The organism is Nonomuraea sp. NPDC048881 (assembly GCF_040649795.1).
Taxonomy (GTDB): Bacteria; Actinomycetota; Actinomycetes; order Streptosporangiales; family Streptosporangiaceae; genus Nonomuraea.
Genome location: NZ_JBEZGC010000006.1, coordinates 534,199 through 548,541, shown reverse-complemented (window position 1 = coordinate 548,541; position 14,343 = coordinate 534,199). Strand labels below are relative to the sequence as shown.

General features: G+C 72.6%; 13 protein-coding genes. 6 read left to right on the top strand and 7 right to left on the bottom strand.

All coding sequences use genetic code 11. The annotated features are described in order from the left end of the window. The first annotated feature begins 14 nt into the window (after positions 1–14). Positions 15–1,616, top strand: a complete 1,602-nt coding sequence (locus tag AB0C33_RS24630; RefSeq protein WP_358291713.1) for an IucA/IucC family protein — start codon at positions 15–17, stop codon at positions 1,614–1,616. Positions 1,617–1,720: 104 nt separating this feature from the next. Continuing rightward, positions 1,721–2,800, top strand: a complete 1,080-nt coding sequence (locus AB0C33_RS24625) for an STAS domain-containing protein (RefSeq protein ID WP_358291711.1) — start codon at positions 1,721–1,723, stop codon at positions 2,798–2,800. On the opposite strand, the gene AB0C33_RS24620 is transcribed toward AB0C33_RS24625, so the two are convergent. Continuing rightward, positions 2,786–3,550, bottom strand: a complete 765-nt coding sequence (locus AB0C33_RS24620) for an SDR family oxidoreductase (RefSeq protein WP_358291709.1) — start codon at positions 3,548–3,550, stop codon at positions 2,786–2,788. The two genes, AB0C33_RS24625 and AB0C33_RS24620, sit on opposite strands and share 15 nt — an antisense overlap. Positions 3,551–3,782: 232 nt before the next feature. Further along, on the bottom strand, positions 3,783–4,751 hold the full coding sequence (locus tag AB0C33_RS24615) for an endo alpha-1,4 polygalactosaminidase (RefSeq protein WP_358291707.1): 969 nt from the start codon (positions 4,749–4,751) through the stop codon (positions 3,783–3,785). Positions 4,752–4,911: 160 nt separating this feature from the next. Between AB0C33_RS24615 and AB0C33_RS24610 the strand changes: the two genes are divergently transcribed. The 3 genes from AB0C33_RS24610 to AB0C33_RS24600 are packed head-to-tail and all read left to right on the top strand — an operon-like array spanning position 4,912 to position 7,927. Next, positions 4,912–6,198, top strand: a complete 1,287-nt coding sequence (locus AB0C33_RS24610) for an ABC transporter substrate-binding protein (protein ID WP_358291705.1) — start codon at positions 4,912–4,914, stop codon at positions 6,196–6,198. Then, the gene (locus tag AB0C33_RS24605; RefSeq protein WP_358291703.1) at positions 6,195–7,115 is read left to right on the top strand and encodes a sugar ABC transporter permease; all 921 of its coding nucleotides are present in this window, start codon (positions 6,195–6,197) and stop codon (positions 7,113–7,115) included. Before AB0C33_RS24610 ends, AB0C33_RS24605 begins: the two co-directional genes overlap by 4 nt. Continuing rightward, positions 7,112–7,927: a carbohydrate ABC transporter permease gene (locus tag AB0C33_RS24600; protein ID WP_358291701.1), complete on the top strand. Its 816-nt coding sequence runs from the start codon at positions 7,112–7,114 to the stop codon at positions 7,925–7,927. The genes AB0C33_RS24605 and AB0C33_RS24600 overlap by 4 nt, the downstream gene beginning before the upstream one ends. Here AB0C33_RS24600 and AB0C33_RS24595 read toward each other — a convergent pair. The 4 genes from AB0C33_RS24595 to AB0C33_RS24580 all read right to left on the bottom strand — a co-directional run bounded on the left by AB0C33_RS24595 (position 7,917) and on the right by AB0C33_RS24580 (position 12,285). After that, positions 7,917–8,774, bottom strand: coding sequence for an SMP-30/gluconolactonase/LRE family protein (locus AB0C33_RS24595; protein ID WP_358291831.1), 858 nt, complete (start codon positions 8,772–8,774; stop codon positions 7,917–7,919). The two genes, AB0C33_RS24600 and AB0C33_RS24595, sit on opposite strands and share 11 nt — an antisense overlap. A gap of 136 nt (positions 8,775–8,910) precedes the next feature. Next, entirely contained in the window at positions 8,911–9,669 is a 759-nt protein-coding gene (locus tag AB0C33_RS24590) for an IclR family transcriptional regulator (RefSeq protein WP_358291699.1), read from the bottom strand. A gap of 142 nt (positions 9,670–9,811) precedes the next feature. After that, the gene (locus tag AB0C33_RS24585) at positions 9,812–10,906 is read right to left on the bottom strand and encodes a sialidase family protein (protein WP_358291698.1); all 1,095 of its coding nucleotides are present in this window, start codon (positions 10,904–10,906) and stop codon (positions 9,812–9,814) included. Then, positions 10,903–12,285, bottom strand: coding sequence for a hypothetical protein (locus AB0C33_RS24580; protein WP_358291696.1), 1,383 nt, complete (start codon positions 12,283–12,285; stop codon positions 10,903–10,905). Before AB0C33_RS24580 ends, AB0C33_RS24585 begins: the two co-directional genes overlap by 4 nt. Positions 12,286–12,449: 164 nt before the next feature. On the opposite strand from AB0C33_RS24580, the gene AB0C33_RS24575 reads away from it, so the two are divergent. After that, complete coding sequence (locus AB0C33_RS24575; RefSeq protein ID WP_358291694.1) at positions 12,450–13,856, top strand: NAD(P)/FAD-dependent oxidoreductase; 1,407 nt, start codon at positions 12,450–12,452, stop codon at positions 13,854–13,856. Here the strand turns inward: AB0C33_RS24575 and AB0C33_RS24570 are convergent. Continuing rightward, complete coding sequence (locus tag AB0C33_RS24570; RefSeq protein ID WP_358291692.1) at positions 13,844–14,254, bottom strand: STAS domain-containing protein; 411 nt, start codon at positions 14,252–14,254, stop codon at positions 13,844–13,846. The two genes, AB0C33_RS24575 and AB0C33_RS24570, sit on opposite strands and share 13 nt — an antisense overlap. Positions 14,255–14,343 lie beyond the last annotated feature (89 nt).

Genomic DNA, 14,343 nt, shown 5'->3' with positions numbered 1-14,343 from the left:
CATCGGGGGGGTTCATGCGGCATTCTGCGGCGCGGTTCGCGAGGGAGCTGGCCGCCGTGCGCCCGGACCTCACGCCCGGCTACGCCGCGGCCCTGCCGGGGGCGCGGGCCGCCGTCATGGGACGGCTGTGGCGGGGGCTGCTCTGCGAGCCTCTGCCCGGTCTCGCCGAGCCGGTCGCCGTGGGCGGCGACCTGTGCGTACGGCTCTCGGACGGGCGCGAGCTGACCGGACGGGCCCGGCTGCCCTACGACCTGGCCGACGAGCCGGTGCTGCGGCTGGACGGCGTCCCGTACCCGGACCCGGCCGAGCTGCTGGCGGCGCTCGGCCTGCCCGGCGCGCAGGGGCTGGTCGCCGACCTGGACAACAGCGTCGCCTCCCTGGCGTTGTCCCGGGCGGGCGCGGCCTCCCCGCTGCGCGAGCCGGGACCGGAACGGTACGAGCAGAGCGTGGTGGACGGCCATCCCTACCATCCGGGCTGCCGCAACCGGCCGGGGGTGTCGGTGGCCGAGCAACTGGCGTACATGCCGGAGCACCGGCCCGTCGTCGCGCTCGACCTGGTCGCGGTGCCCGCCGCCGAATGCCTGGTCACCGGGCCGTGGCCGGGCTCGCTCATGGACGGCGACCGGCTGCTGCTGCCCGTCCACCCCTGGCAGACCCGGCACGTGCTGGCCGGGCTGGGGGTGCGCCCGTACGCGATCGGGGCGTTGCCGTGCCATCCCCTGATGTCCGTACGGACCCTCGCGCCCCTGGACGGCGGCCCGCACCTCAAGACGGCGTTCACCACCAGGATGACCTCCGGCGTGAGGGACATCTCCCCCGGCTCGGTCCGCGACTGCGTCCCCCTGTCGGACCTGCTCACCGCCCTGTCGGCGCGGCTCGGCGGCCGTCCGCGCATCGCCCGCTACCTGTCCGGGGCCGCGGGGGCCGTGCGCGGCGAGCACACCGCCGACCTGTCCGTCATGCTGCGCGATCCGACGCCCCGCGTGCCCGGCCACACCGTGCTGCCCGTCGCCGCCCTCACCGCCCCAGCCCAGTGGGACGCGCCGCGTGGCGAGGAGGCCGGCGAGTGGCTGGCGGCCTTCGCCGGCGTGGCGACGGCGGCGGCGCTCGGCCTGCTGGCCCTCGGGGTCGCGCTGGAGGCCCACGGCCAGAACCTGCTGGTCGTGCTGGACCGGCGGGGCCGCCCGGTCGAGCTGGTCTACCGCGACCTGGCCGACGTCCGGATCAGCCCGGCCCGGCTGGCCCGCAACGGCTTCGGGACGCCGCCGGTGAGCCCCCGGCTGCTCAGCGACGACCCCGGCATCCTGCACGCCAAGCTGTTCGGCTCGCTCGTCGGCACCACGTTCGGCAGTCTGGTCTCCCTTCTCGGAGAGGGCGACCGTGCCGCCGAGTCACGCCTGTGGGCCGTCGTGGCGCGGGCCGCGCGGCGGGCCTTCGACGCGCTCCCCGACACCGCCGACGTGCGCGCCGACCGCGCGGCCCTGTTCGGCGAGCGGATCCGGGTGAAGGCCCACCTGCTCGCCCAGCTCGCGGGCGCCCCGCCCGGCGACAGCTGGACGACGCTGCCCAACCCCCTCACCCAGGGAGCCTCCTGGACCCTCGCTCACGCACGGTGAGCGCCTGGCTCTTTTCCCGAAGGAGGAGGAGTATGGGGCATGCAGCCGGACCCTGCTGCGCGTCGATCTTCGATCACGCAGAGTTCAGGGAAGGAGCGAATCCGATGATGCAGCTCTCAGTACGGCTCGTGCCCGTGGGCGACACCACCCTGGTGATCGCCCTGGCGGGCGAGCTCGACTCGACGACCCGCCCCATCCTGGCCGCCTTCCTCGACCCCCTGCCGCGCTCGCGGGTGAAACACGTGATCGTCGCGGCGGGCGACCTCTGGTTCTGCGACCTGAACGGCCTCGAACAGCTCGCGATCACCCACCGGGCCATGCAGGAGAAGGGCGGCCACCTGGCCGTCGCCGAGGCCCAGCCCGCGCTGTGCCGCCTCATCGCGCTCATGACCGAGCACGGCGGCACCGCGATCCCCCTGTTCAGCACGATGCCCGACGCCCTGGCCGGGACCGGCGTCGAGATCTACGAGCAGACCGGCCCGCCCAGGCCGGTCAGCCGCCACCTGGCCTGCTTCCGCCGGGCCCGCGACCCCCGCTCCGAGCAGCATCACGGCACCCGCCGGCTGCGGCCGCAAGAGACGCCCATCACCCCCGACCGCCAGGAGAACCTGCCGCCGCCCGGCCGCTGGTCCGCGATCGTCGGCCGGTTGCGTTCGGCCAACGCCGACCTGCAACGCGCGAACGACGAGCTGCGCTCGGCCAACGCCGAGCTGCGCCACGCCAACGACGCGCTCACCGCCCGCGCCGCCGAGCTGCGCCGCGCCAACGACGCGCTGGTCGCCCGCACGGCCGAGCTCGACGAGGTCGGCCGGATCACCGCCTCGCTGGTCCACGGGCTGGGCGACGCGGCGGTGGTGCTCGACGCCGACATGCGGGTGCTCATCTGGGGGGCGGGGGCCGAGGAGTTGTGGGGGGTGCGGGCCGGGGAGGCGGTGGGCCGTCCGCTGGCCTCGCTGGGCACGGGGTTGCCGGTGGAGCGGATCGTCCCGCTCGTGCGCGACACGCCGGCCGGGGGCACGGCCCGTGCCGGAGCCAGGAGGGTCGCGCTCGACGTGGTCAACGGCCGGGGCCGGCCGACGCGGCTCACCGTCGAGCTGTCCCGCCTGCGTCCCGGCGACGACTCCGGGCGCGGCCTGATCATCGCCATGAAGGTGCCGCGCCCCGGCGCCTCACATGATCGCTAGCTGGCCGCCGTCGATCACCAGCTCGGTGCCGTGGACGAACGCGGCGTCGTCCGAGGCGAGGAAGGCGTAGGCGGCGGCGACCTCCTCGGCGAGCCCGGCCCGGCCCAGCGGGATGTGGTCGCGTTCGTAGGCCGAGACGAAGTCGTCGGCGAGCCCCGACGAGATCGAGGCGTTCAGCGGGGTGCGGATGTAGCCGGGGCACAGGGCGTTGACCCGGATGCCGTGCCTGCCGAGCTCGACGGCCATGGTCTTGGTCAGCAGCAGCACGCCGCCCTTGGAGGCGTTGTAGTGGGCGTAGTCGGCCTCGCCGCCGAGGCCGTTGGTCGAGGACATGTTGAGTATCACGCCGCCCGTCCCCCGGTCCACCAGGTGGCGGGCGACGGTCTGGGCCATCAGGAACATGCCGCGCAGGTTCACCGAGATGATCCGGTCCCAGTGGGCGGGGGTGATCTCCAGGAACGGCTCCCGCCAGGCCGTTCCGGCGTTGTTGATCAGCACGTCCACGCCGCCCATGGCCTCGATCGCGGCCGCGACCAGCCGTGCGACGTCGTCCTCCGAGCTGACGTCGCCGGTCAGCCCGTCCACCTCGCCGAGCGGCGCGAGCTCGGCGACGGTGCGCTCGACCTCGTCGCCGTCCAGCCCGGTGAGCACCACCCGGGAGCCCTCCTCCAGGAACCTGCGGGCGGTGGCGGCTCCGATGCCGCTGCTGCCCCCGCTGATCAGCACCCGCTTCCCGGCCAGTCCGCGCATGACGCCGTCCTTCCTCAACGTGCCGCGACGCGCAGACCTGGGGTGACCTGCGTTCGGTCATCAGAAAATAGCACTGGTTCCGCATCCTGCACTGGTATTCCGTTACGCGGAATCACAGGACTACCTCGGGGATTTCGGACTGCGTTCTGTGACCACATCAGGTGGGGGTGTCACGGCCGGACGACCGTGACACCTCCGCCGAGGCCCCAGCCCGTGACGGGCGGGGCCCCTGTCACTTGCACGGCTTGTACGGCGTGTCCTTCAGCGAGTAGTCCACGGCCTTCTTGATCGCGTTGATGCCGAGCTTGGCCGCCTTGGGGCAGAAGGACGAGGGCGCCGTCTTGTACTCGACCTGGAACACCGGCTTGCCCGCCTTGACGAAGACGCTCAGCTCGCCGCACTCGTCGTACTGGAAGCACTCCTCGTTGACGGCGTAGTCGAAGCTGGACACCAGCTCGGCCGCCTGGCTGAGGTCGTTCTTGAGCGCCGCGGACAGGCCCTTGCGGTGGGCCAGGTCGGCCAGCGCCTTGTTGTAGACGAGCTGGGTGGCGGGGCTGACGGTCCAGCCGGTGACCGACTTGCCCTCTTCGTGGGCGTTGACGACGTCGAACTCGACCCCGTCGAAGCCCGCCTGGACGCACTTGTCGACCCGGGCCTCCATCATCTTCAGCAGGAAGTCCCGCTGGCCCTGGTCGTTGTTGATGTTGGCCCAGCGCTCGTTGGGGAACTCCGCGCTGAACGGCTTGCCGAGCAGGGAGTTGCCGTGGCTCTTGTGCCAGGCGACGAACTGCTGGTAGTCGGGCCGGTACTCCTCGATCGAGCCGGCGTCGACGTAGCAGACGGCCTTCGCGCCGCGGGCGTGGACGGCCTTCACCGCCGCGGTGTTGAGCGTGGTGTTGTTGCCCACCACGTCGCCGTCGGCGTAGAGGTCGACGTCGAACACCGCCGGCCGGACGCAGGCGCCGCCCGACTGGGGGACCACGCAGATGTCGACGTTGACGCCGCCGGTGGCGGCGTACTTGGCGTTGCCCTGGAGCTGGTACTGCCAGCGGCTCTGCAGCGGCGGCCGCCATGGCCCCGCCTGCGCGGTCTCCCCCGTCTGCGCCGTCTCCGCCGTCTGGGCCGTGGCCGGTGCGGCGAGCGCCGCGAGCGGCGCGCAGCTCAGGGCCGCGACCGCGGCCAGCCGGGCTAAGAGAGTCATGGTTCGCACGTTCGCGCCCCTCATTCCGTCTGGTGGAACTCTAGTCTGCATCGTGGATGCGTGACTATACTCGCCGCACGCAGCGGGCCGCCACGCCCGCCGTGCTCTGTGGAGGGAACCCCATGGCACGACTCATTCACCACATCCGTGAGACCGCCCGATGAGGCCCCGTACGACGCTGGCCGTCGTCGCCCTGGCTCTGGCCGCGGCGAGCTGCGGCGGCGGCGGACAGGAACGGGCGGACGGCCCGGTCGAGATCACCATCTGGCACGGCCAGGAGGACACCTCGGCGAAGTCGATCGAGAAACTGGTCGCCCGGTTCAACCAGAGTCACCCCGACATCAAGGTCAGCACCGAGTCCGGCGGCGCGACCGCAGACGGCATGCTACCCAAGATCACTGCCGCCCTCACCTCGGACGCCTACCCCGACATCGCCTACCTGTACGGCTCCTGGGCCCCCAACGTGGCCAGGAACCCCAAGACCGCCGACCTCACCTCCCTGGTCAAGGACCCGGCCGTCGGCTGGGACGACTTCTGGGCCAACGAGCGCGAGGCGGTCACCGTCCAGGGCAAGGTCATCGGCTTCCCCGCCGTCGTGGACAACATGGTGGTCCTCTACAACAAGAAGCTGCTGGCCAAGGCGGGCGTCAAGGCCCCCGGCCCCGACTGGACCTGGGACGACTTCCGCGACATCGCCAGGAAGACCACCGACGCGCAGAAGGGCGTCTTCGGCACGACCTGGGCGATCAGCGGCGGCGAGGAGGCCGTCTGGGGGCTCTGGCCGCTGCTGTGGCAGGCGGGCGGCGACATCCTCACCCCCGACCACAAGAAGTCGGCGTTCAACTCCGCGGCCGGGCAGCAGGCGCTCGGCCTGGTCCGGAGCATGGCCGTGGACGACAAGTCGGTCTACCTCGACTCCAGCCCGGCCGAGAAGGGCCAGAAGCTGTTCGAGTCCGGACGGCTGGCCATGTTCCTGTCCGGCCCCTGGGTCCTGCCCGACCTCCAGGCGGCCAAGGTCGACTACGGCGTCGCGCGGCTGCCCGGCACCAACGGCAACCACGAGACCGTCTCCGGCCCGGACAACTGGGTGGTGTTCGAGCACGACGAGCGCCGCGTCAAGGCGGCGACCACGTTCCTGAGCTGGCTGACGGCCGCGGAGCAGCAGCTCGTGTGGATGAGCGACACGGGCTCGCTGCCCATCAGGGAGTCGATCACCAAGCTGTCCGGTTACCAGGACTATCTGCGGAAATATCCGGGCATCGAGGTGATCTCCGAGAACCTGGCCAACGCCAAGCGGGTCCGGCCGCCCACCACCAAGTACCCCCGCGTGTCGTCCTTCGTCGCCGAGGCCATCGCGCAGGCGCTGCTGGGCAAAGCCGACGCCAAGACCGCCCTGGACGAGGCCGCGGCCAGGTCCGACGCGGTGCTGGCGGTGCCGGGTTCATGAGCAGCGCCGCCGTCGGCGCGCCCGCCGCCCGGCACGCCAGGAAGACGCGCGGGCTCGGCGACCACGTCGCGGGCTGGTCGTTCGCGGGCCCCGCCACGCTGATCATCCTCGGGTTCGCGCTGGTGCCGATGGCGTGGGCGCTGGCGCTGTCGTTCACCGACTCCGACCTGATGAAGACGCCCGAGAACGTCGGCCTGGACAACTACCGGGCGCTGTTCCAGGACCCGGTGTTCTTCCAGGCGGTGCGCAACACCGGACTGCTGCTGGTGCTCTACATCCCCGCCTCGCTGGTCTTCGGCCTGGTGGTGGCGGTGCTGCTGAACAGGAAGGTGCGCGGCATCGGCTTCTACCGGACCGCCTTCCTGGTTCCGTACGTGGCCTCGGCCACCTCGGCCGGCCTGCTCATGGGCTACATCTTCGACCGCGACTTCGGCTTGATGAACGGTGTGCTCGGCCGGCTCGGCCTGCCGCTCCAGGGCTTCCTGAGCAGCCCGTCACAGGCCATGTACGTGCTCACGCTGATCTTCTTCTGGACCCGGTTCGGCTTCGCCGTGGTGATCTACCTGGCGGCCATCCAGGAGATCGACAAGGCGGTGCTGGAGGCGGCCTCCATCGACGGCGCGGGGCGGTGGGCCACGTTCCGGCACATCATCGTCCCGTCCGTACGGCCGATCACGGTCTTCCTCGCGGTCTGGGGCGTGATCGACGCGCTGCAGTTCTTCGACCTCGTCATGACCACCACCCAGGGCGGCCCGGCCAGCGCGACCGTGACCATCGTCTACTACGTCTGGCAGCTCGCCTTCCGCTACTCGGCCGCCGGGTACGGCGCGGCCGTGGCGTACACGCTGTTCGCCGGGACTCTGCTGCTGATCGCCGCGGGCCTGGTGGTCGCGCGGCGGAGAGGGGCCGTGCGATGAGACGACGCCTGCCCAGCAAGTGGCACCTGGTGCTCGCGCCGATGTCGGTGGTGACGCTGCTGCCGTTCGTGTGGCTGGTGCTCAGCTCGGTCATGACGCAGGCCGAGCTGAACAGGTTCCCGCCGCCGATCCTGCCGGAGGGCATCGACCTCGGCGGCTACCGCACGGTCATGGAGCGCTCCGAGTTCCCCCGCTGGTTCCTCAACAGCGTGCTGGTGTCGAGCGCCATCGTGGCGGCCCAGGTCGTGCTCTGCAGCATGGCCGGGTACGCCTTCGCCCGGATCCGGTTCATCGGCTCCCGGCTGACGCTGGTCCTGATCATCGCGACCGCGCTGATCCCGTTCCAGCTCACCGTGATCCCGACGTTCCTGATGTTCAGCCAGGCCGGGCTGGTGGACACGCTCGGGGCGCTGGTCATCCCGCAGCTCAGCTCGTCGGTCGGGATCTATCTGATGACGTCGTTCTTCCAGTCCTTCCCGAGGGAGCTGGAGGAGGCGGCGCGGATCGACGGGTGCTCGCGGGTCGCGCTGTTCTTCCGGGTGGTGCTGCCGGTCGCCAAGCCGGCGTTGGCGGCGCTCGCCGTGATCACGTTCATCACCGCCTGGAACGACCTCTTCTGGCCGCTGGTGGTGATCAACTCCGAGGCGAACTACACCGTGCAGGCCGGGCTGACCACGTTCCAGGGCCAGCACCGGGCCGACTGGCCCGCGATCATGGCGGGCACGGTGCTGACCACGCTGCCGGTGCTGGCCGTGTTCCTGTTCGGCCAGCGCCGGTTCGTGCAGGCGCTGACCGGGGCGGTCAAGGGGTGAGGCCGCGGTAGGGGTTGGCGGGCAGGCCGGTGTGGGGGGTGCGGCAGCGCCACAGCTCCCCGCCGGCGCCGCCGTCCCAGGCGGTGGTCACGTACAGCACGTCGAGGTCGGGGCCGCCGAAGGCGCAGCTCGTCACGTTGGCCGCGGGGACCTCCACGGTGAGGTCCGTACGCCCGTCCGGCCGCAGCCGCACGACCGCCGCGCCGCCCCACAGCGCGACCCACACGTGGCCGGCGGCGTCCACGGTCAGGCCGTCGGGGCTCGGGAGTGCGGCGAACTGCCGGCGGCCGTCGAGCGTGCCGGTCGCCGGGTCGTAGTCGAAGACGTCGATCCGGTCGGTCGCGGTGTCCACGTAGTACATCAGGCGCTCGTCGGGGCTCCAGCCGACGCCGTTCGAGATCGTGACGCCGTCCAGCACCTTGTCGCACGTACGGTCCTGGGCCAGGCGGTAGAGCGAGCCCGCGCCGGGGGTGTCGTCCTCGGCCTTGGTGCCGGCGAAGAAGCGGCCCGCGCGGTCGCATGCGCCGTCGTTCATCCGGTTGCCCTCAGGCTCGGACGGCCGGGCGACCAGTTCGGTGCGGCCGTCCGCGTGGCGGGCGAAGCCGTCCCTGAGTGCCAGCATGAGGCCGCCGGAGGCGTGCGGCACGGCGACGCCGACCGGCTGGCCCAGCTCGATGGTCTCCCGCTCGTCGCCGGCCGGGTCGAGCCGGTGGACGTGGCCGGCGGGGATGTCGACCCACAGCAGGGTGCCCGTGGCGGCGTCCCACCTCGGGCCCTCCGCGAGGGCGGCACGGGGGACGGGGGGACCTTCTCCAGCTTCATGCCCATGTGTCCTTTGGTCCGTGATACGGAACGCTATTCCGCGTTCTTTCCGACCGTAGCCGGTTGAGGTCCCTTTGGGGAGAGGGGGGAGGAGCCGGCGCCACCGCCCGATACGGGGGCTGGGGCCATCGCGGCAGGGGGCGGGGGCTTGTGGGTGGGGGTCAGACCTGGGCGGAGATGGCGCGGCGGAGGCCGAGGCCGACCTCTTCGAGGCGGGCGACCGACATGCGGTCCTTGATGGCGGTCACGCTCACCGCCGCCACCGGCGCGGTCTTGCCCAGGAAGACCGGCGCCGCCACGCACCGCACGCCCGGCTCGTTCTCCTCCAGGTCGAGCGCGTACCCCTGCTGCCTGACCTGGTCGAGGTGGGTGGCCAGCTTGGCGGGGTTCGTGATCGTGTTCCTGGTCCTGGCGGCCAGCGGCCCGTAGCGTTCGGCCCACGCCTTGACCGACTCGTCCGTCGGGTACGTCCAGGCCAGCAGCGCCTTGCCCACGCCCGTGCAGTGGGCCGCGTTGCGCCCGCCGACCACCGAGGTCATGGTGATCGACCGCACCGCCTCGACCTTGTCCAGGTAGACGACCTCGCCGCCGTCGAGCATGGCCATGTGCACGGTCTCGGAGAACTCCTCGCTCAGCCGCAGCAGCAGCGGCCGGACGAGCGTGCGCAGGTCCATCGTCTCGTAGAACCGGAAGGCCGTGGCCAGCATCTCGGTGCCGAGGAAGTACGGCCCGCTCGGCTCCGGCTGGGCCGCGAAGCCCCGGTGCTTCAACGCCCCGAGCAGGCGGTGCAGCGAGCTCTTCGGCAGCCGCAGCCTGGTGGCCAGCTCGTCGAGCGTCACACCCCTGCTGTGTCTTCCGATCTCCTGCAGGATCAGCAGGGCACGATCGACGCTCCCCACAGGGGACTGGGTCTCAGCCACTGAACTCTCCCTCGCCTGTTCCGCTGATCGGAATGCTAGCGCGTAATACGGAACACTCCGTACACGCGGTCGCACAGTGGTCGTCTCAGCGTAGTCAGCACAGCCCTGTGTCAGCACAGAGCTGTGGGAAAGGAACGGGCGGCTACGCCCGGCGGGGGTCGAGCTCGGCGACCGGGACGCGCCGGAAGACGATGCTCTCGTACGGCCCGAAGTCGCCGGTCTCGAAGAGCAGCCCCACCGTGTCGCCGTCCACCCTGACCAGGTCGGAGTAGGCGGCGGGCAGGCCCGACACGGTGTGCACGGGATGCCAGGTGACCCCGGCGTCGGTGCTCGCCCGTACCGTCATCAGGGCCCGCGCGTCGGGCGCGGCCGGGCCGGAGAACAGCAGCACGCCGGGCGGCTCGCACCACAGCACGCTGCCCTCCACCACCGGCCCCACCAGCCCGGCCTGTGGGCGGAAGGGCAGGTCGAGCCGCTGGCCGCCGTCGGAGGAGCAGGCGTCGGCGCGGGTGCCCGGCGCGGCGGAGTCCGTCCTGGCGTTGAGGTAGAGGCGGCCGTCGGGCAGCTCGGTCGCGGTGGTCTCGTTGACGTTGACATAGCCGTCGGGGTTGTCGTCCACGTAGCCGATGCGCCAGGTACCGCCGCCGTCGTCGCTGAGCAGCGCGTGGCCGCCGTTGTAGCGGCCCTCGGTGCCGTCGTCCGAGCCGGACGGGGGCAGGGAGTGGTTGCCCGGCACCACGACGCGCCCGCTCCGGAGCCGGACGGCGTGCCCGGGGCCGGTGGCGTACCAGCGCCACTCGGGGCGCTTGACCTGGGCGGTGATCTCGCGCGGGGCCGGCCAGGTGACCCCGTCGTCCGAGCTGACCTGGACGAACACCCGCCGCCCTTCCGCCGCCTGCACCTGACCCCGCCTGATCTCCTCCTCCGTCGCCGACGGGCCCTGCCGGACCGTGACGAGCAGGATCCGGCCGTCGTCCAGCACCACGGGCGCGGGGTTGCCCACGGTGCCGCGGCGCGGCTCGGTGGCGACCACCTGAAGGGGACCCCACGTCAGCCCGCCGTCGGCCGACCGCCTGAGCACCAGGTCGATGTGCCCCGAGTCGCCGGCGGACCCGCGCCGCCCCTCGGCGAAGGCGAGGAGCGTCCCGGCCCCGGTCGCCACGACCGCCGGGATGCGGAAGGTGTGATAACCCTCGGACGCCGCCCGGTACACCACCGACGTGGGGTAAGGAGTCATGCGCGAACGCTAGGCCCCGCAGGTGAACGTCTCCCGACCTCCGGCGGACGTCCCGGTGCCAGCCCGGCGGCCAGGCAGGCCAGCGGGAGAGCCGGTACGACGTACCGCACGTCGTACCCGCTCAGGAAGGACGGCGCCACGACCAGCACGGCGGCGGCCACGCCGGGCAGCAGCGCGTCCGGCCGCCGCCGTACGGCCGCCACCGCGAGCGCGCCCCCGAGCAGCGCCAGCAGCACCGGGTACGGCAGGTAGCCGAAGCGCTGGTAGGCCCGCAGCCAGCCCGCGTAGGGCTCGACGATCCGCGTGTCCGCCGGCCCGCCCTCGTACGCCCCGGCGATCCGCCGTACGGACGCGCGCAGCGGGCGCTCCTCGTAGGGGAACCAGTACGGATTGATCCTCCTGTCGGACGCCTTCCTGGCCGTGGTGCGCTCCCAGCGCAGCAGCCACCGCAGGTCGCGCCCGACGGCGGCCAGGTAGTCGCCGGGCTGGGCGAGGACGGCCTCGCGGGCGAAGCGGCCGGCCAGCGCGTTCCGGTCGCCGGGGACGGCCGCCAGGGTCGCCCCCCACATCCAGTGGGCGGGAGAGGGCCGCCCGGCCACCGGCGTCCGCGGGCAGAGGGGGGCCAGCTCGGGCTCCGGCCTGATGACCGCGCAGTCGGCGAAGGTCGTCGTGCGGGCCCACAGGAACAGGCCGTCGGCCTTGGTCAGGCCGAAGGTGCCGCTGGTGGCCCACATCCAGGAGGCGTACCCGAGCAGCGGCGCCGCGCCCGCCAGGACCAGACAGAGCAGCGCGCGCGGCCCGGGACGGCGCAGCAGCAGGCAGGCGGCGGCCACCACGAGGACGGCCACCCCGATCGTGCGGGTGACGGCGGCCAGGCCGAGCAGCACGCCGCCGGCAGCCGCCGTGGCCGGGGTGAGCCGGTCCGACAGCGCCAGGATCCCGGCCGTGACCAGCACGGTGAACAGCGCGTCCGCCATGATCATGTGTTCCAGCAGGATCAGGAACTCGTCGTACAGCAGCGGCGCGACGGCGGCCGTCCCGCCCCAGCCGGGCAGGCCGCGCCGCCGCAGCAGGGCGTAGACGGCCACGGCGAGCGCCAGCCCGGACGCGTGCTGCACGGCGGCCACCAGCGCCAGGCTCTTCCCGGGCCCGAGCACGGCCAGGAAGAGCGAGTACCCGAGCGGCCGGAACGTCCCGGGCACGGGGTCGGCCGCGGCCTCCAGGTAGGAGAACGAGTCCGCCCAGAACCACAGCGCGGGCCGGTACCCCGCCATCGCGAGCAGCCGCAGCGCGACGGCGGGCACCAGCGCGACCAGCAGCGCCCGATGCCGCCCCAGGGCGTTTCCGGGCAGCACGAACACAGGAGACGGCGCCGGCATGGGGAAGCTCCTTCATGGGAGTGCCGAGCGGGCTCCCCCGGACGGCGCGGGCATCTACCCGGTCTCTCCGTCGCGGGCCGAAAGGGTTCACGCCCGTGGCCACCTCGGGTGGCGCGAGCAGGGCATGAAAGAGTGCGAATCGAGGACGAGTGTGGGGAGGCAGCGTGGCTGAGGAGTTCGACGTCATCGTGATCGGGGCCGGCCCGGCGGGCGAGAACGTCGTCGAGCGGGCGGTCCGCGGCGGGTTGAGCGCCGCGATCGTCGAGGAGCGGCTGGCCGGCGGCGAGTGCTCCTACTGGGCGTGCATCCCGAGCAAGGCGCTGCTGCGCCCGGTCGACCTGGCCGGCGAGGTGTCCCGGGTGCCCGGGCTCTCGCTGGGGCCGATCGACGTGGCCGCGGTGCTCGCCCGGCGCGACGAGGCGGTCTCACGCTACGACGACTCCGGGCAGGTGAGCTGGGTCGAGGGCGTGCCGGCGGAGTTCGTCCGCGGCAGGGGGCGGCTCGACGGCGAGCGGCGGGTGGTCGTCACGACCCCCGACGGCGGCGAGCGGGTGCTCACGGCCCGGCAGGCGGTCGTGCTGGCCACCGGCAGCACGGCGGCGGTCCCGCCGGTGCCGGGCATGGCCGAGGCGAAGCCGTGGACCAGCCACGAGGTCACCGCCGCGACCAAGGTGCCCGAACGCCTGGTGGTGATCGGCGGCGGCGTGGTCGCCTGCGAGATGGCGCAGGCCATGCACGGGCTGGGCGCGCGGCAGACGACCGTGCTGGTCCGCGGCGGCGGGCTGCTCGGCCGGATCGAGCCGTTCGCGGGCGAGCTGGTGGCCCGGTCGTTCGGCGAGGCGGGCATCGACGTGCGCCTGCACACCGACGTGGTCAGGGTCGAGCGGCCCGAGCCGGGCGGCAAGGTGACCGTGCACCTGTCGGAGGGCCCGCCGCTGGAGGCCGACGAGCTGCTGGTGGCCACCGGCCGCAAGGTCGCCACCCGTGGGATCGGGCTGGACACGGTCGGCCTGCCCGACGACGCGCCCGTCGAGGTCGACGACAGCATGCGGGCCACCGGCGTGCCGGGCGGCTGGCTCTACGCCGTCGGCGACGTCAACGGCCGCGCGCTGCTCACCCACATGGGCAAGTACCAGGCCAGGATCTGCGGCGACGTGATAGCCGCGCGGGCGCACGGCGACGACCTGCCCGCCATGCGCGACGTCGCCGACGGCTTCGGCGCGCCGCAGGTGGTCTTCACCGACCCGCAGGTCTGCGCGGTCGGCCGTACGGAGGCCGAGGCCAGGAAGGCCGGCTTCCGGGTGCGCGCGGTCGAGTACGACCTCGGCTCGGTCTCGGGCGCGTACCTGCTGGGCGACGGCTACCGCGGCCGCGCCAAGGCGGTGGTGGACGAGGACAGGAAGGTGCTGCTCGGCGTCACCTTCGCCGGTCCCGGCGTCGGCGAGCTGCTGCACGCCGCCACGATCGCGGTCACCGGCGAGGTGCCGCTCGACCGGCTCTGGCACGCCGTGCCGTCGTTCCCGACCGTGAGCGAGATCTGGCTGCGGCTGCTGGAGACCTACGGGTTGTAGGCGACGTCCGACGTCCCCCCGGACCATGTCGGGGGGACGGGCGGCCGGACGGCGCCCACCGTCAGCTCCGCCACGGTCTCCTCGACGCTGCCGCGCAGCTCGACGTGGGAGAGCAGGTCCGTCAGCCGCAGCACCGACAGCAGGTGGTCGGACGGGCTGACCACGATGATCCGGCCGCCCGGCTCCGCCTCCATCCGCTGGATCGCCGTGGCCAGCACGCCGATGGCGGAGGAGTCGTAGAAGACCAGGTCGCCCAGGTCGAAGACGAGGACGGGTCCGGGCGACCAGTCCCACACCGCGTTGATGTGGGCGCTGAAGCTGACCCGTCCCGCGTGGTCGAGCTCGCCCGTGGCGCGCATGACCGTGCACTGCTGATGCCGGGTCGTCTCGATGCTCAAACCGTTCCCGCCCACCCATGACAACTGCCCTCAGAGTGGCGTTATCACCGCTGATCACCAGTTTTCCCGCCAGAACGGCGGGCTGTCAC